We start from the raw sequence: 17,281 nt of genomic DNA, 5'->3' as shown, positions 1-17,281 counted from the left end.
CGGCGGTTAGGAGATTTCAGGCGAGGATGTGCGGGGCTTGATGTGAAAGGAGGCGCACGCCGCGCCTCCTCTGTTCAATTCGTGTTGCGTGCTCAGCGCACGGCGGACATTTCCTTATCCAGCCGGTCTGCCGGCACCGCGCCGGGCAAGCGGCGGCCGTCGGCGAGGAACACGGTGGGCGTGCCCTCGACATTCATTGCGTGGCCGAGCGCCAGGTTCTTGTCGAGCGCGGCGGTATCGCACGTGCCGGCTGCGGTCGGCGCCTGATGGTCCTGCATCCACGATTCCCACGCCTTCGCGCGGTCGCTCGAGCACCAGATCGACTTCGACTTCGCTGTCGAATCCGGCGACAGCACCGGGTACAGGAAGGTGTAAACCGTCACGTTGTCGATCGACTTGAGCGTGGTTTCGAGCTGCTTGCAGTACGGGCAGTTCGGATCGGAGAACACGGCGATCTTGCGCGCACCGTTGCCCTTCACGACCTTCACGGCATTTGCGAACGGCAAGCTCGCGAAATCGATACGGTTGGTTTCCGACAGACGCGCTTCCGTCAGATTCTTGCGCGTCTTCGCATCGACGATGTCGCCGAGCATGAGGTAATCACCGTTCGCGTCGCTATAGACGATCTGCGTGCCGAGGTTCACTTCGTAGAGGCCGGCAATCGGCGACTTCGTGACACTCTTGATCGTCACGTCGGCGAGACGCGTTTGCAGCGTGGCTTTGAGCTTGTCGGTGGCTTGATCGGCCTGCGCGGAGCAACCGATTGCCACAGCGGCGATCGCGAGCGCGACAGCTGCGATGCGGAAGGATTTTTTCATGCTGAATTCCTGGGTTCTAGCGCGTAAGGTGCGCGTTTTTGCGACGTGACTGGTCTGACCAGAATGGCGTCCATCCGTTCATCATACCTGTCTCGCCGATCCAGACATGCGGGCCGGCGCACGCTCTAACCCAAAGCCGCCGACACCAGCCAGCGCTTGATGAACGGCTGCGCACCGACGAAGGCCATGCCGGTATTGCGCAAGGCCTTGGCGAGCGGGCCGGGCACGGAGAAGAGCTTTTGCAGACCGTCGGTGGCGATCATCAGCGCGCGAATGTCTTCGCGGCGGGCGCGCTCGTAGCGGCGCAGCAGCACCATGTCGCCGAGATCGCGGAACGCTTCCTTGCCGGCGACCGTCTCGGCGAGTGCGGCGACGTCGCGCAAACCCAGGTTCATGCCCTGGCCGGCCAGCGGGTGAATCAGATGCGCGGCATCGCCAACCAGCGCGACGCGCGGCGCCACCAGGCGGTCGACCGTTTGCAACGCGAGCGGGAAGCCTTGCGCGGGCGTCACGCATTCGAGCGCGCCGAACTGGCCGCCCGTCACGCGTTCGACTTCGGCGGCGAGTTGCGCCGGATCGAGCGCGACCAGTTGCTCGGCGTGTTCGGTGCGCGCCGACCAGACCAGCGACACGTGGCCGTCCGGCATCGGCAGCAGCGCGACGATCTCGCCGTCCTTGAACCATTGATACGCCGTTTCGCTGTGCGGCTTCTCAGCCTTGAAGTTCGCGACCACACCGGTTTGCCTGTAATCGCGCCGGTTCATCTTCGAACCGATCTGCGCGCGCACCCACGAATGCGCGCCGTCCGCGCCGACCACCAGATCGGCCTCGAGTACATTGCCGTTGGCCAGACCGACGCTCGCGCCATCGGCATTGAAATCGAGCGCCTGAGCGCGCGAGTCGATCCAGGTGAGATTCGGCTGGAAACGCAGCGCGGCATCCAGGGCGCGCTCGATCAGCGACGATTCGACGATCCACGCCAGCTGCGGCACGGACGCCTGAAATGCGGAGAAATGCAGTTCAGCGTGCGCGTCGCCGTAGACCCGCATGTCATAGACGGGGCCCAGCCGCGACAGATCGAGCGCCTGCCAGACCCGCAACCGCTCCAGCAAAGCCTGTGAACTCGACGACAGCGCGTAGACCCGCGAGTCGAACGTGGCTCCGGCGGGGAGCGGCGCACAGGGTTGCGCGAGCAGCGCCGCGCGCAGTCCGCTTTGCGTCAGCGCAAGCGCCGCGGTCTTGCCGACGAGCCCGCCGCCGATCACGGCGACATCAAAGGTCTGGTGGTGTACGTTCATCCGCGCATTATAGCTGCGGGGGTTGCGGGGGACGGATCGGCACGTGCGGCATTTCGGCTCGAAAGCCGGCGTCCATGCCAGGGTCTGTTCCAGCTTTCCCGCTCCCTCACCCAGGAAGCCCACCCGAAAGAGTTACAATCGCGACTTCCGTGACAAAACTCGCACTAAATCGTTGAGCCAACGCCCCGATTTGGCGTCTTGTCTCGCTCCGCTGCGGTCCATCGCCACGCCATCACGAATGCTTTCGCATCCAGCACACAGCGTCGAGCGCATCACGCAACTTATTGATTCACTGAAGGATTTCCATGAGCCTCAAATGCGGCATCGTCGGCCTGCCTAATGTCGGCAAGTCCACCCTGTTCAATGCGCTGACCAAGGCGGGCATCGCCGCGGAAAACTATCCGTTCTGCACGATCGAGCCGAACGTCGGCATCGTCGAAGTGCCGGACGCGCGGTTGAAGGCGCTCGCCGAAATCGTCAAGCCGGAGCGCATCCTGCCGGCGGTTGTGGAATTCGTCGACATCGCGGGCCTCGTGGCCGGCGCGAGCAAGGGCGAAGGTCTGGGCAACCAGTTTCTCGCGAACATCCGCGAAACCGACGCGATCACGCACGTGGTGCGCTGCTTCGAAGACGAGAACGTGATTCACGTCGCGAACAAAATCGATCCGCTGTCGGATATCGAAGTGATCAACACCGAACTGGCGCTGGCCGACCTCGCGACCGTCGAGAAGGCGCTCACGCGCTATTCGAAGGCCGCCAAGTCGGGTAATGACAAGGAAGCAGCGAAGAACGCCGCCGTGCTGGAAAAAGTCCGCGCGCAGCTCGATCAGGCCAAGCCGGTTCGCGCGCTCGATCTGTCGGACGAAGAAAAAGCGCTGCTCAAGCCGTTCTGCCTGATCACCGCGAAGCCGACGATGTACGTCGCCAACGTGAAGGAAAACGGTTTCGAAAACAACCCGCATCTGGACGCGGTGGCGAAGTTCGCGGCAGCGGAAAACGCGCCGGTCGTCGCCGTGTGCGCGGCGATCGAAGCGGAAATCGCCGACCTCGACGAAGCCGACATGGAAGTGTTCCTCGAGGACATGGGCATGGAAGAGCCGGGCCTGAACCGCGTGATTCGCGCGGGTTTCAAGCTGCTGGGCCTGCAAACGTACTTCACGGCCGGCGTGAAGGAAGTGCGCGCGTGGACCATCCATGTCGGCGATACCGCGCCGCAGGCGGCGGGCGCGATTCACACCGACTTCGAGCGCGGCTTCATTCGCGCGCAGACGATCGGCTTCAACGACTTCATCACCTACAAGGGTGAGCAAGGCGCAAAGGAAGCCGGCAAGATGCGCGCCGAAGGCAAGGAATACGTCGTGCACGATGGCGACGTGATGAACTTCCTGTTTAACGTCTGACGTTCGGCCTCACCGCCAGGCGGCATTTGGCGAAACGCTGAGCGCCGTAGAAACGCCCCAAAAACAAAAAGCCCGCTCGATGCGGGCTTTTTGTTTTACTGCTGGTCCGCTGCGCCGCGCGCCGCACACCGCAGCGGCATTGCGACACCTTCCCTGATCGCCGCCATCTTCGACGGCGAATCCGCCAGCACCGCGTCAATCCCGAGACAGGCCGCCGACAGATAATCGTCCGCACTGTTCACCGCGATCGCGACGATCCGCACATCGGGCTTCTGCCGGAAGCAGGCGACCGTCGCGGGCGTCCATAGCGTTGCCAGCACGTCGGAGCGGCCTTCACCCAGCGTGAATTTCTCCACCACCGTCATCGCACGGTGCAGCTCGAACGCCGTCGACGTATGTTCGGCAGGTGCGTCCACGCAGCCTTGATCGAGGAGCACCCGCACGAGCCGCCCGCGCGTTGCGTCGCGCGACTCGAACAGCTTCGCCTGCGGATAGGCCGCGAAGCTCTGCTGGTATTCAGCTTCGGTCGAATAGATCGTCACGCGCGACCACGCGCTTTCTTCGTCTAGCACACGGGCCACGGCCAGCGCCTGCGGCGCGGCGGGTAGCGCTTTCATATCCAGGATGACCGGCATGGCAGCCGGGACCGTGCGCAAAGCTTCGCGCAGCGTCGGAATGCCGGCTGGCTGATCGCGATAGGGATACGCATCGCCGCGACGGAAGCTCCAACCGGCATTCACTCGAGCCAGTTCTACCGCGGTAAGTGCGGACACGGGCCCCTTCGCATCGGTCAATGCCGACAGATCGGCTGGTCGATACAGAACAGGTACACCGTCCTTGCTCAATTGAACGGTGAGCCACATTGCGTCGGCATGATGCGCGATCGACCGGCGAACCGCCTCGAGCGTGTTTTCGGGCGCATCGCCTGTCCCGCCGCGATGCGCGATGATCTTCGGCAGCGATGTCACCTGCGCTGCCCTATCGTCCGCAGCCACGGGCGTCAACGCACAACCCGCCAACATGAGACCCACTATCGAACCACAAACCACAAATCGTACTGAACCTGGCATCCGTAATCCTGATTAATAAGCACCATGAGTAGGCCGCCGCCCGGCTAGCGACGCCGAATTGTCATGGAATACAAATAGAATCGCGCGATTCGCATTCCCGTTCCGTTCCGACCCCCAACCATGTTGCATGGGACCGGAATAAGCGCTATGGGACCAGAGTAAGCGCTAAAGCGCTAACTCTGGTCGACACGCTAACTCCGGTCGACACAGGAGACAAATCGATGAGTTGCAAGCCGCTGTTCCGTTCGCTTTCCGTTGCCGCCGTGTTGAGCTTCGGCATCAGCCAGACGGCTCACGCCGCCACTGAAATCCAGTTCTGGCACGCCATGGAGGCCGCCCTGGGCGAACGTCTGAACGATATCGCCAACGCGTTCAACGCCTCGCAGAGCGACTACAAGATCGTGCCGGTGTTCAAAGGCGCCTACGACCAGACGCTCGCCGCCGGCATCGCCGCTTACCGCAGCGGCAACGCGCCCGCTATCTTGCAGGTCTACGAAGTCGGCACTGCGACAATGATGCAGGCGAAGAAAGCCGTGATCCCGGTCTCGGACGTGTTCAAGCAGGCCGGCGTGCCGCTCGACGAAAAGGCCTTCGTGCCGACCATTGCAAGTTATTACAGCGACTCTAAAACCGGCCAGCTGATCTCGATGCCGTTCAACAGCTCGACGCCGGTGCTGTACTACAACAAGGACGCGTTCAAGAAAGCCGGGCTCGACCCGAATCAGCCGCCGAAAACCTGGGCCGAAGTGCAGCAGGACGCGCAGAAGCTGAAAGCGTCGGGCATGGCGTGCGGATATTCGTCCGGCTGGCAGAGCTGGATTCAGCTTGAAAACTACAGCGCGTGGCACGGTGCGCCGTTTGCGTCGGAGAACAACGGTTTTGACGGCGCGAATGCCCAGCTCGAATTCAACAAGCCGACGCAAGTCGCGCACATCCAGTTCCTGCAAAACATGCAGAAGGAAGGCACGTTCACCTATGTCGGCCGCAAGGACGAACCGGTGTCGAAGTTCTATAGCGGCGATTGCGGGATCATCACGAACTCGTCCGGCTCGCTGGCCACGATCAAGAAGTACGCGAAGTTCAGCTTCGGCACCGGCATGATGCCGTACGACGCCGGCGTGAAGGGCGCGCCGCAGAACGCGATCATCGGCGGGGCAAGCTTGTGGGTGCTCTCGGGTAAGGATCCGGCTGTGTACAAGGGCGTGGCGAAATTCCTCGCGTATCTGTCGTCGGCGCCGGTGGCGGCGAAGTGGCATCAGGACACCGGTTATCTGCCGGTCACGAACGCTGCATATCAACTGACGCAGCAGCAAGGCTTCTACGAGAAGAACCCAGGCAGCGACACCGCGATCAAACAGATGCTCAACAAGCCGCCGCTGCCGTACACGAAGGGCCTGCGTCTGGGCAACATGCCGCAGATCCGCACCATCATCGACGAAGAACTCGAACAGGTCTGGGCGCAGAAGAAGACACCGCAAGAAGCGCTCGATTCGTCCGTGACGCGTGGCGACGAGTTGCTGCGCCGCTTCGAGAAAGCCGGTAGCTAAGCATCTGGAGCAACGGGTATCGGTGTGTTCGCACCGATACCCGCTTTGCAGAACCTTGGGAATTCTCGATGGAAAAGCGCTCTAGCTTCGGCACCAGCGTACTACCCTACCTGCTGGTCGCGCCGCAACTCGCGATTACGCTGCTGTTCTTTCTGTGGCCGGCCGGTGAGGCGCTTTGGCAATCCACGCAGAGTCAGGACGCGTTCGGCACATCGAGCGAGTTTGTCGGTCTGGCCAATTTCAAGCAGCTGTTCGCCGATCCGCTCTATTTGTCGTCGTTCAATACGACGCTGATCTTCTGCGCGCTCGTCACCGTGTCGGGACTGGTGATCTCGCTGTTGCTGGCGGTCTGCGCCGATCGCGTGACGCGCGGCGCAAAGGCCTATCAGACGCTGCTGATCTGGCCGTATGCAGTCGCGCCCGCGATCGCCGCCGTGCTGTGGTCGTTTCTGTTCAACCCGAGCATCGGGCTTGTCACGTATGGGCTCGCGAAGTACGGCATTGTGTGGAATCACGCGTTGAATGCGAGCCAGGCGATGTTTCTCGTCGTGCTGGCTTCGGTGTGGAAACAGGTGAGCTATAACTTCCTGTTCTTCTATGCGGGTTTGCAGGCGATCCCGCGCTCGCTGATCGAAGCTGCCGCAATCGACGGCGCCGGTCCGGTGCGGCGCTTTTTCGGCATCGCGCTGCCGCTCCTGTCGCCGACCAGCTTCTTCCTGTTGGTGATGAACATCACCTACGCATTCTTCGACACGTTCCCGGTGATCGACGCGGCCACCGGCGGCGGCCCCGCACAATCGACCCGCACGCTGATCTACAAGATCTTCGCTGAAGGTTTTCAGGGACTCGACATCGGTAGCTCGGGCGCGCAATCGGTCGTGCTCATGATGATCGTCGTGGCGTTGACGGTCGTGCAATTCCGCTTCATCGAACGCAGGGTTCAATACTCATGATCGAGAACCGCCGCGGTTTCGACCTGTTCTGCCATGCGGTGCTTATTCTCGGCGTCGTGCTGGTGGTGTTTCCCGTGTACGTCGCGTTCTGCGCGGCGACCATGAGCGAGCACGAAGTGTTCAGCGTGCCGCTGTCGCTGGTGCCGAGCACGCATCTGTTCGAGAACATCGCCACCGTTTGGACGCAAGGCAGCGGCAATGCGGCTGCGCCGTTCGGCCGCATGCTGTTCAACAGCCTCGTGATGGCGCTGGTGATCTCGATCGGCAAGATCGCCGTGTCGATGATTTCCGCGTACGCGATCGTGTTCTTCCGCTTTCCGTTTCGCAATCTGGCGTTCTGGCTGATCTTCGTCACGCTGATGCTGCCGGTCGAAGTGCGCATCTTTCCGACCGTGCAGGTCGTGTCGTCGATGCATCTGAGCAATACGTACAGCGGTTTGACCTTGCCGCTGATCGCGTCGGCGACCGCCACCTTCCTGTTCAGACAGTTCTTTATGACGCTGCCGGACGAACTGATGGAAGCGGCGCGCATCGACGGCGCCGGCGCAATGCGGTTTTTCTGGGACGTGGTGCTGCCGCTGTCCAAAACGAACATGGCAGCGCTGTTCGTCATTACGTTCATCTACGGCTGGAATCAGTATCTGTGGCCGATCCTGATTACGAGCCAGCAGTCGCTGACGACGGCCGTGGTCGGGATCAAGAGCATGATCGCGTCCGGCGACACCGCGACCGAGTGGCATCTGGTGATGACCGCGACGCTGCTAGCCATGTTGCCGCCGCTCGCTGTCGTGCTGACGATGCAGCGCTGGTTCGTGCGCGGACTGGTCGACTCGGAAAAGTAAGAACCGCCGCACTGAGAGCTCCGTCAGCTCCGTCATTGAATGAAAAACATCGCGCGATCCGCGAATGCAACGAAAGGCTAAAACGGTATGGCTGCACTGACTCTGCAAAGCGTTAAAAAAACCTACGACGACAAACAGTTCGTGTTGCACGGCATCGACGTTGACGTCGCCGACGGCGAGTTCGTCGTGATGGTCGGCCCGTCCGGTTGCGGCAAATCGACGTTGCTGCGGATGGTGGCCGGGCTCGAGCGCATCTCCGAAGGGACGATCTCGATCGCCGGCAAAGTGGTCAACCAGTTGGAACCGAAGGATCGCAACATCGCGATGGTGTTTCAGAACTACGCGCTATATCCGCATATGAGCGTCGCCGAGAACATGGGGTACGCGCTGAAGATCGCGGGCATCGATCGCGCGCAGATTGCAAAGCGCGTGCAGGCCGCCGCGCAGATTCTGGAACTCGAAGCGCTGCTCCAACGCAAGCCGCGCGAGCTGTCGGGTGGACAACGGCAACGCGTCGCGATGGGCCGCGCGATCGTGCGTGAACCGGCGGTGTTTCTGTTCGACGAGCCGCTGTCGAATCTCGATGCGCGGCTACGCGTGCAAATGCGCCTCGAAATCCAGCGCCTGCATGCGCGGCTTGCCACCACCAGCCTCTACGTCACGCACGATCAAGTCGAAGCCATGACCTTGGCGCAACGCGTGATCGTGATGAACAAAGGCTACGCCGAGCAGATTGGCGCGCCGACCGAAGTCTATGAACGGCCGGCAACGGTGTTCGTCGCGAGCTTTATCGGCTCGCCGGGCATGAACTTGCTGGAAGGCCGCCTATCCGACGACGGTTCGACGTTCGAGGTGGCGGGCAACGGTCCGAAGCTGCCATTGCAAGGTGTTGCTTCGATTGGCGAGGAAGTGAAGGCAGGACGCGAATGGACGCTCGGCGTTCGCCCGGAACACATGACGCCGGACCACGCGGACGCAACGCGCGCCACGCTCACCGTCGACTCCTGTGAACTGCTCGGCGCGGACAACCTCGCGCACGGCCGCTGGGGCAAGCATGACGTGACGGTGCGCTTGCCGCATGCGCACCGGCCGGCGGCAGGCGAAGCGCTGCAAGTGGCGCTGCCCGCGCAGCATCTGCATTTCTTCGATCCGTCGACGGGACGACGCGCGAACTGACGCCGCTGCCGTCCCACCCTCCCCCCGAAGTACAATGGCACCTCACCGCCCCGCGCGCGCGGCAACTTTAGCTCGACGCCGCGCTGGCCGGAACCGGCGCACCACCCGGTCATAACACCCGTTACCCATCCACCCACGACCGCCGCCCTCACGCGGCTGGCGGCGTCAACGTCTATTGCAAGCAAATGGCCCAATACGTCTTCACCATGAACCGGGTCGGCAAAATCGTGCCGCCCAAGCGTCAAATCCTGAAAGACATCTCGCTGTCGTTTTTCCCCGGCGCGAAAATCGGTTTGCTCGGCCTGAACGGCTCGGGCAAGTCGACGCTGATCCGCATCATGGCCGGTGTGGACAAGGACATTGAAGGCGAAGCCACGCCGATGCCGAACCTGAACATCGGCTATCTGCCGCAGGAACCGCAACTCGATCCGCAAAAGACGGTGCGTGAAGCGGTCGAAGAAGGTCTCGGCGACGTCTTCAACGCGCAAAAGAAGCTCGACGAAATCTACGCGGCCTACGCGGAGCCCGACGCCGACTTCGACGCGCTCGCGGCCGAACAGGCGAAGTACGAAGCGATCCTCGCCACCTCGGACGGCGGCAATGCCGAGCAGCAGATCGAAATCGCCGCCGACGCCCTGCGTCTGCCGGCATGGGACGCGAAGATCGAGCATTTGTCCGGCGGCGAAAAGCGCCGCGTCGCGCTGTGCAAGCTACTGCTCGAAAAGCCGGACATGCTGTTGCTCGACGAGCCGACCAACCACCTGGACGCGGAATCGGTCGATTGGCTGGAACAGTTCCTGACGCGCTTCCCGGGCACCGTCGTCGCCGTGACCCACGATCGCTACTTCCTCGATAACGCCGCCGAGTGGATTCTCGAACTCGACCGCGGCTACGGCATTCCGTGGAAGGGCAACTACAGCAGCTGGCTCGACCAGAAAGAAGAACGCCTGAAGCAGGAAGAATCGTCGGAATCGGCGCGCCAGAAGGCGATCAAGAAGGAACTGGAGTGGGTGCGCCAGAACCCGAAGGGCCGTCAGGCGAAGTCGAAGGCGCGTATCGCCCGCTTCGAGGAACTGAACAGCCAGGACTACCAGAAGCGCAATGAAACCTCGGAAATCTTCATTCCGGTCGGCGACCGCCTAGGCAATGAAGTGATCGAGTTCAAGAACGTCAGCAAGTCGTATGGCGACCGTTTGCTGCTCGACGACGTCAGCTTCAAGATTCCGGCGGGCGCGATTGTCGGCATCATCGGGCCGAACGGCGCGGGTAAGTCGACGCTGTTCCGCATGCTGACGGGCCGCGAACAGCCGGATTCGGGCGAGATCATGCAAGGGCCGACGGTCAAGCTCGCGTACGTGGACCAAAGCCGCGACGCGCTCGACGGTTCGAAGACCGTGTTCGAAGAAATCTCCGGCGGTGCGGACGTGCTGACGGTCGGCAAGTACGAAACGCCTTCGCGCGCCTATATCGGCCGCTTCAACTTCAAGGGCGGCGATCAGCAGAAGGTCGTCGGCAATCTGTCGGGCGGTGAGCGCGGCCGGCTGCATCTGGCGAAGACGCTGATCGCGGGCGGCAACGTGCTGCTGCTGGACGAACCGTCGAACGACCTCGACGTCGAAACGCTGCGCGCGCTCGAAGACGCGTTGCTGGAATTTGCCGGCTCCGTGCTGGTGATTTCGCACGATCGCTGGTTCCTCGACCGGATCGCGACGCACATCCTCGCGTTCGAAGGCGATTCGCAAATCACGTTCTTCGACGGCAACTACCAGGAATACGAAGCGGACAAGCGCGCGCGTCTCGGCGAAGAAGGCGCGCGTCCGAAGCGCCTTCGTTACAAGCCGATCACGCGGTAAATCTTGGCGGCGGCGGCGCTTGCTGAATGGGCGGCGCGGCACACGAGTAACGCGGTGAAAAATCTGCTCGGTCAGTAGGCATCGGCGCTAAACGCCGATGCCTCACCGCTTAAACCGGCAAACCCAACTCGCGCAACTTCGCTTCGGTTCGCGCGGCGCTGGTGTGATGCACGCTGCGCCAGCCGAGTGCCGTCGCGGCCTCGGCGTTTTTCAGATTGTCGTCGATGAAGGCGAGTTCGGCGGGCTGGATGCCGGGCAATTGCGCTTCAATGCGCCGGCGCATTTCCGCGAAGATCGCCGGATCGGGCTTCACCAGCTTCACGCGCCCCGACACGACGATGTCGCGAAACCGCCGCAACACCGGGTAGTGCTCCCACGCATACGGAAACGTCTCCGCCGACCAGTTCGTCAGCCCGAACAAAGGCACGCCGGCCGCCTCGAGCTTTGCCATCGTCGCCACGCCCGCTTCCAGCACGCCGCCCAGCATCTCGTGCCAACGCTCGTAAAACGCGCGGATCAGCGGCTCATGATCGGGAAATTTTGCGATCAGCTCGTCAGTCGCCTCGACGATCGGCTGGCCACCGTCCTGACGGATCACCCAGTCCATCGAACAGACGTGGGTCAAAAACCAGCGGCGCTCGGCTTCGTCCGGAATCAAATGGCGATACAGATACTCGGGGCTCCAGTCGATCAGCACGCCGCCGAAATCGAACACGACTGCCTTGATGGCCATGCACTCTCCTTGAGCAACGTCGTTGCTGCGATCAGACAGGTTGCGTACGCAACTCCAGCCACGCCTTCGCGTCACCCGACACATGCGGCGACAGGCGCGTGCGCACCGTCTCGTGATAGGCGTTCAGCCATGCGCGTTCGTCGTCGCGCAACAGCGACAGGTCGAGGCAACGCGTGTCGATCGGGCACAGCGTCAGCGTCTCGAACTTGAGGAAATCGCCGAACTCGGTTTTCTCCGCCGGAACGTTCAGCACAAGGTTCTCGATCCGTATGCCCCACTTGCCCGGCCGGTATATGCCCGGCTCGACCGACGTGATCATGCCCTCTTCCATCGCCGTCCACGGTTCGGCCGGCGCGTAGTGCGAGATCACCTGCGGGCCTTCGTGCACGTTCAGGAAGTAGCCCACGCCGTGGCCCGTGCCGTGGCCGTAGTCGGCGCCGGCTTCCCAGATCGGCGCGCGAGCGATCGCGTCGAGCATCGGCGAACGGATGCCGCGCGGGAACTGCGCGCGCGACAGCGCCATCGTGCCTTTCAGCACGATCGTGAAATCGCGCCGTTGCTCATCGCTGATGGTGCCGACCGGCACGACGCGGGTGATGTCAGTGGTGCCGCTCAGGTATTGCGCGCCCGAATCGATCAGCAACAGGCCGTTGCCTTCGATCACCGAATGCGATTCTTCGGTCGCGCGGTAGTGCGGCATGGCGCCGTTCGCGTTGAAGCCGGCGATGGTCGCGAAGCTCAACGACACAAAGCCCGGACGGCGCGCACGTGCTGCCGTCAGGCGTTCGTCGATGGTCAGTTCAGTGACCGTTTCACGGCCGAGCGCGCCTTCGAACCAGGCGAAAAATTCCGCGAGCGCCGCCCCATCCTGCTCCATCGTCTCGCGCACGTGGTCCGCTTCAGCTTCGGTTTTGCGCGATTTGAAGAACGTGGACGGATTGACTGCCTCGACAATCTTGACCGTCGACGGCACCGATTGCAGCGAACCAAAAGTAATCCGGCGCGGGTCGATCAGCAGCGTGCTGCCGCTGGGCAGCGCGGCGAGCGCATCTGCCGCTTTCGCGTACGGCACGACGCTGATGCCGTCGCGCGCGAGCGCGTCGGCCAGCGCCTGCGGCACCTTGCCGTCCGAGACGAATAGCGACGCGTGCTCCAGACCGATCAACGCATGCGCGACGAACACCGGGTTGTAGCTCACGTCGGCGCCGCGCAGATTGAGCAGCCACGCGAGATCGTCGAGCGTGGAGATGAAGTGCCATTGCGTGCCCTTCTCCACCATCGCGCGGCGAATCTGCACGAGCTTTTCCGCGCGGGCCACGCTCGCGTGCGGCGCCGCGTGCTCGAACACGGCGGCGACGGGCAATGACGGACGCTGCGGCCAGACCGCGTCGAACAGATCGACGTCGGCGCGCAGCTTCACGCCGCGCGCGGTGAGCGCCTGGGTCAACGCTCGCGCCGCCGCCACGTCAAGCACCGCGCCGTCGACGCCGACGGTGCCGCCGGCCGCAACGTTCTGCGCGAGCCAGTCGAAATGCGGCGCAGTTTGCTGGCCGCCGGTCATCTTCATCAACTGCACGCCGGTACCGGCGAGTTGCGCGTTGGCCTGTTCCCAATAGCGGCTGTCGGTCCACACACCGGCGAAATCGGCGGTCACGATCAACGTGCCGGCCGAGCCGGTGAAGCCCGACAACCACTGTCGGCCCTGCCAGCGCCCAGGCAAATATTCGGACAGGTGCGGATCGGCGGACGGCACCAGGTAGGCGGCCACGCCTTCACGCGCCATTGCGCGGCGCAATGTGGCGAGCCGTTCTGGGATGGAGGAAGTTTCGGGAAGTCGGGCATTCATCGGAGTCACCTGCAAATATTCATCGACGGGAAAGCAAGCCGACCGTCACGGCAACGGCGATCAACGCAATGGCGGTGCACACCGGCCATTCGAGCGTATCACCGTCATGAAAGAGACCAACCACGTTGCCGGCCATTCGCGCGACACCCGCACCCAGTACGCCCGCCAGCAGCGCCACCCACCATTGCGCACGGCTCGAGCGGCGCAACGGATGCAGCCACCAGCCCGCGAGGCCGATCACCGCGCCCAGCATCACGATTCCGGACCACCCCATCAGCGACCGGCCTCGCGCAGTTTCAGATTTGTCTCATGGCCGCACGCCACCCCTCCAGTTAGCATTTTTGTCTCTTTCACTATATAGGTCTGCACGGCGCTTTCCGCATAGCGGTTGAGTTTAGGGGTCGGGGTGACGTTAGGCAAGTTGTAAGCCTTACGAAGAAACCTAGCGCCGGTGCGTTGCCTGCTACACAGGCGTCATGCGAATCGCCCTTATCGAGCCGGACTTGCGTCACGCTGAACTGGTTGACCGGCTGATCTTTGCAGGCGGCCATGCCTGCCAGCACTTCGTCACCAGCGCGCCGTTCCTGAGCCGCGCCGCAGACGAATTCTTCGATCTTCTTCTCACTGAAAGCTGGGCCGGCGACCGCCCCGCCGAAGACGTGATCCCGCGCGCCCGCTTGATTCTGCCGAGCTTGCCGGTGGTCGTTCTGTTGTCCGAGCCGCGCGAAAGCGAGATCGTCGCGGCGCTGCACGCCGGCGCCGACGACTGCCTGAGCAAACCGGTTCGCGGGCCGGAAATGCTGGCGCGCGTCAACGCGCTACTGCGCCGTGCGGGCCTGCGGCGCCCGCAGAACCGGCGGCGCGACACTATTGGCGGCTATGCGTTTGACGCCGCACACTTCTCCGTCACTTTCCGCGGCCAGACCGCCATACTGACCCCGAAGGAATTCCGCTTTGCGCTGCTGCTGTTTACCAATCTGTCTCGGCCGGTGTCGCGCGCGCATATTCTCGAAACCATCTGGACGCGCCACCGCGGCGTAAGGTCGCGTACCGTCGACACCCATGCGTCGCGCGTGCGGACCAAATTGCAATTGCGCCCCGAGCTCGGCTATTGCCTGACGCCGCTCTACGGTTACGGCTACCAGCTCGATGCAGTGCCGCCGGAAGCCGTTGTGGAGGCCGGATGACGCGCGCAGAATGAAAGAATCGTGAAAACGCTATAATATTGGGCTAAACCATAGCTCCCCTTATGCAGCTTCTAACGATCGGAATCAATCACCACACTGCGCCTGTCGCCTTGCGCGAACGCGTGGCGTTTCCGCTCGAACAGATCAAGCCTGCATTGGACACCTTCAAGAGCGTCTGGCTCGGCCGCACCGCGCGCACGGCGCCGGAAGCAGCCATTCTGTCCACCTGCAATCGCACCGAACTCTACTGCGCGACCGACGACCAGGCCGCGCGTGAAGCCGCCATCCAGTGGTTCTCGAAGTACCACAACCTGCCCGTCGACGAACTCGCGCCGCATGTGTATGCGCTGCCGCAGTCGGAAGCCGTACGCCACGCGTTCCGCGTCGCGTCGGGGCTGGATTCGATGGTGCTCGGCGAGACGCAAATCGTCGGACAAATGAAGGATGCGGTGCGCACCGCGTCCGAAGCCGGCGCGCTCGGCACGTATCTGAACCAGTTGTTCCAGCGCACCTTCGCCGTCGCGAAGGAAGTGCGCAGCACGACCGAAATCGGCACGCAGTCGGTTTCCATGGCGGCTGCCGCCGTGCGGCTCGCTCAACGCATCTTCGACAAGGTTTCGAACCAGCGCGTGCTGTTCATCGGCGCGGGCGAAATGATCGAGTTGTGCGCAACCCACTTCGCCGCCCAGCAGCCGCGCGAGCTGGTGGTCGCGAACCGCACCGCCGAGCGCGGTACGCGGCTCGCCGAACGCTTCAACGGACGCGCCATTCCACTGTCGGAATTGCCCACGCGGATGCATGAGTTCGACATCATCGTGTCGTGTACCGCTTCGACCTTGCCGATCATCGGTCTGGGTGCAATGGAGCGGGCGGTCAAAGCGCGCCGTCACCGGCCGATTTTCATGGTCGACCTGGCGGTGCCGCGCGACATCGAACCTGAAGTCGGCCAGCTCGAAGACGTCTTCCTGTACACCGTCGACGACCTCGGCGCGATCGTCCGCGAAGGCAATGCATCGCGGCAAGCCGCCGTTGCGCAGGCCGAAGCGATTATCGAAACGCGCGTGCAGAATTTCATGCAATGGCTCGACGCGCGCAGCATCGTGCCGGTGATTCGCCACATGCATACGCAAGCCGACGTGCTGCGCCGCGCCGAAGTCGAGCGCGCGCAGAAAATGCTCGCGCGCGGCGACGATCCGGCCGCGGTGCTCGAGGCGCTGTCGCAATCGCTGACCAACAAACTGATCCACGGACCAACGCACGCGCTCAATCGCGCGAGCAGCGAAAACCGTGACACGCTCATCGAAATGATGAGCGGTTTCTACAAACACTCCGGTTCTTCGGAGCGTTAGCGGCGCAGCCACTGCCGCGCCGTCCGCGCCACCCGAAAGTGGCCCGCGACGTGCTTCTGATCAGGGCATCTGCCCACTTCCCTAGTCGTCGTCCTTTCCGGAGCCCGCTCCGAACCCCGTCCGATGAAAACGAGCATGCAACGCAAGCTCGACCAGCTCACTACCCGGCTGGCCGAACTGAACGACCTGTTGAGCCGCGAGGACATCACCGCGAATCTCGACCAATACCGCAAGCTCACGCGCGAACACGCCGAGCTCGGGCCGGTCGTCGAGCACTACGCGCTGTGGCGCCAGGCCATGACGGACTCCACGACCGCGCAGGAACTGCTGGCGGACACCTCGATGCGCGACTTCGCGGAAGAGGAAATTCGCGCGGCGCGCGAGCGGATGGACAAGCTCGGCGCCGAATTGCAGAAAATGCTGCTGCCGAAAGATCCGAACGACGACCGCAACATCTTCCTCGAAATCCGCGCCGGTACCGGCGGCGACGAATCCGCGCTGTTCGCGGGCGACCTGCTGCGGATGTATCTGCGCTTCGCCGAACGCAATCGCTGGCAAGTCGAAATGATGTCGGCGAGCGAGTCGGATCTCGGCGGCTATAAGGAAGTGATCGTGCGGATCGCCGGCGAAGCAGCCTATTCGAAGCTCAAGTTCGAGTCCGGCGGACATCGCGTGCAACGTGTACCGGCGACCGAAACGCAGGGCCGCATTCATACGTCGGCATGTACGGTTGCGGTGATGCCCGAAGCGGATGAAATCGGCGAAGTCGAGATCAATCCGGCCGATCTGCGGATCGACACGTTCCGTGCGTCCGGCGCGGGCGGGCAGCACATCAACAAGACCGACTCGGCCGTGCGGGTGACGCACTTGCCGACCGGCATCGTCGTCGAATGTCAGGACGACCGGTCGCAGCATAAGAACAAGGATCGCGCGCTGAAGGTGCTGGCCGCGCGCATCAAGGACAAGCAGTCGCACGAGCAGCAAGCGAAGGAAGCGGCAACGCGCAAGAGTCTGATCGGCTCGGGTGATCGCTCGGAGCGGATTCGCACGTACAACTTCCCGCAAGGGCGTCTGACCGATCACCGGATCAATTTGACGCTGTATCGGCTCGACGCGATCATGGACGGCGATCTCGACGAATTGATCGCGGCACTGGTCAGCGAGCATCAGGCGGAGTTGCTGGCTTCGCTGGGCGACGCGGACTAAGCG

15 protein-coding genes are annotated in these 17,281 nt (G+C 62.9%); 9 read left to right on the top strand and 6 right to left on the bottom strand.

Going from position 1 to position 17,281, the window contains the following annotated elements; translation table 11 throughout:
• Positions 1-92: 92 nt before the first annotated feature.
• Both WN982_RS02250 and WN982_RS02245 read right to left on the bottom strand, forming a co-directional pair.
• Positions 93-818 carry a DsbC family protein gene (locus tag WN982_RS02250; protein ID WP_341314190.1) on the bottom strand — a complete coding sequence of 242 codons (726 nt, stop codon included), beginning with the start codon at positions 816-818 and terminating at the stop codon, positions 93-95.
• Between the two features lie 125 nt (positions 819-943).
• Complete coding sequence (locus tag WN982_RS02245; protein WP_341314189.1) at positions 944-2,116, bottom strand: UbiH/UbiF family hydroxylase; 1,173 nt, start codon at positions 2,114-2,116, stop codon at positions 944-946.
• A gap of 305 nt (positions 2,117-2,421) precedes the next feature.
• Here WN982_RS02245 and ychF point away from each other — a divergent pair, with 305 nt between their 5' ends.
• Positions 2,422-3,516: a redox-regulated ATPase YchF gene (ychF, locus tag WN982_RS02240; protein WP_341314188.1), complete on the top strand. Its 1,095-nt coding sequence runs from the start codon at positions 2,422-2,424 to the stop codon at positions 3,514-3,516.
• Positions 3,517-3,611: 95 nt separating this feature from the next.
• Here ychF and WN982_RS02235 read toward each other — a convergent pair whose 3' ends face one another.
• Entirely contained in the window at positions 3,612-4,586 is a 975-nt protein-coding gene (locus WN982_RS02235) for a glycerophosphodiester phosphodiesterase family protein (protein ID WP_341314187.1), read from the bottom strand.
• Between the two features lie 221 nt (positions 4,587-4,807).
• On the opposite strand from WN982_RS02235, the gene ugpB reads away from it, so the two are divergent.
• The 5 genes from ugpB (at position 4,808) to ettA (ending at position 10,957) form a co-directional block, all read left to right on the top strand.
• The gene (gene ugpB / locus WN982_RS02230; protein WP_341314186.1) at positions 4,808-6,133 is read left to right on the top strand and encodes a sn-glycerol-3-phosphate ABC transporter substrate-binding protein UgpB; all 1,326 of its coding nucleotides are present in this window, start codon (positions 4,808-4,810) and stop codon (positions 6,131-6,133) included.
• A 68-nt stretch (positions 6,134-6,201) separates the two neighbouring features.
• Positions 6,202-7,086, top strand: coding sequence for a sn-glycerol-3-phosphate ABC transporter permease UgpA (gene ugpA / locus WN982_RS02225; protein WP_341314185.1), 885 nt, complete (start codon positions 6,202-6,204; stop codon positions 7,084-7,086).
• Positions 7,083-7,928: a sn-glycerol-3-phosphate ABC transporter permease UgpE gene (gene ugpE / locus WN982_RS02220; RefSeq protein ID WP_341314184.1), complete on the top strand. Its 846-nt coding sequence runs from the start codon at positions 7,083-7,085 to the stop codon at positions 7,926-7,928. The genes ugpA and ugpE overlap by 4 nt, the downstream gene beginning before the upstream one ends.
• Before the next feature lie 87 nt (positions 7,929-8,015).
• On the top strand, positions 8,016-9,104 hold the full coding sequence (locus tag WN982_RS02215; protein WP_341314183.1) for a sn-glycerol-3-phosphate import ATP-binding protein UgpC: 1,089 nt from the start codon (positions 8,016-8,018) through the stop codon (positions 9,102-9,104).
• A 185-nt stretch (positions 9,105-9,289) separates the two neighbouring features.
• Positions 9,290-10,957 (top strand): energy-dependent translational throttle protein EttA, encoded by a 1,668-nt coding sequence (gene ettA, locus WN982_RS02210; protein ID WP_341314182.1) that lies wholly within the window; start codon positions 9,290-9,292, stop codon positions 10,955-10,957.
• Positions 10,958-11,066: 109 nt separating this feature from the next.
• Here ettA and WN982_RS02205 read toward each other — a convergent pair whose 3' ends face one another.
• The 3 genes from WN982_RS02205 to WN982_RS02195 are packed head-to-tail and all read right to left on the bottom strand — an operon-like array spanning position 11,067 to position 13,810.
• Positions 11,067-11,690 carry an HAD family phosphatase gene (locus WN982_RS02205; RefSeq protein ID WP_341314181.1) on the bottom strand — a complete coding sequence of 208 codons (624 nt, stop codon included), beginning with the start codon at positions 11,688-11,690 and terminating at the stop codon, positions 11,067-11,069.
• Between the two features lie 31 nt (positions 11,691-11,721).
• Complete coding sequence (locus WN982_RS02200) at positions 11,722-13,536, bottom strand: aminopeptidase P family protein (RefSeq protein ID WP_341314180.1); 1,815 nt, start codon at positions 13,534-13,536, stop codon at positions 11,722-11,724.
• 19 nt (positions 13,537-13,555) lie between these two features.
• A complete protein-coding gene (locus WN982_RS02195) occupies positions 13,556-13,810 on the bottom strand; it encodes a hypothetical protein (RefSeq protein WP_341314179.1) in 255 nt (84 codons plus the stop codon).
• 202 nt (positions 13,811-14,012) lie between these two features.
• Here WN982_RS02195 and WN982_RS02190 point away from each other — a divergent pair, with 202 nt between their 5' ends.
• From WN982_RS02190 to prfA, 3 genes are all read left to right on the top strand, one after another.
• On the top strand, positions 14,013-14,723 hold the full coding sequence (locus WN982_RS02190) for a response regulator transcription factor (RefSeq protein ID WP_341314178.1): 711 nt from the start codon (positions 14,013-14,015) through the stop codon (positions 14,721-14,723).
• Positions 14,724-14,785: 62 nt separating this feature from the next.
• Entirely contained in the window at positions 14,786-16,072 is a 1,287-nt protein-coding gene (gene hemA / locus WN982_RS02185; RefSeq protein WP_341314177.1) for a glutamyl-tRNA reductase, read from the top strand.
• A gap of 123 nt (positions 16,073-16,195) precedes the next feature.
• Positions 16,196-17,278: a peptide chain release factor 1 gene (prfA, locus tag WN982_RS02180; RefSeq protein ID WP_341314176.1), complete on the top strand. Its 1,083-nt coding sequence runs from the start codon at positions 16,196-16,198 to the stop codon at positions 17,276-17,278.
• Positions 17,279-17,281 lie beyond the last annotated feature (3 nt).

The organism is Paraburkholderia sp. IMGN_8, from assembly GCF_038050405.1.
Classification (GTDB): domain Bacteria; phylum Pseudomonadota; class Gammaproteobacteria; order Burkholderiales; family Burkholderiaceae; genus Paraburkholderia.
Note: the sequence above shows the minus strand (reverse complement) of the source record. Positions and strands in the feature narration are given on the sequence as shown.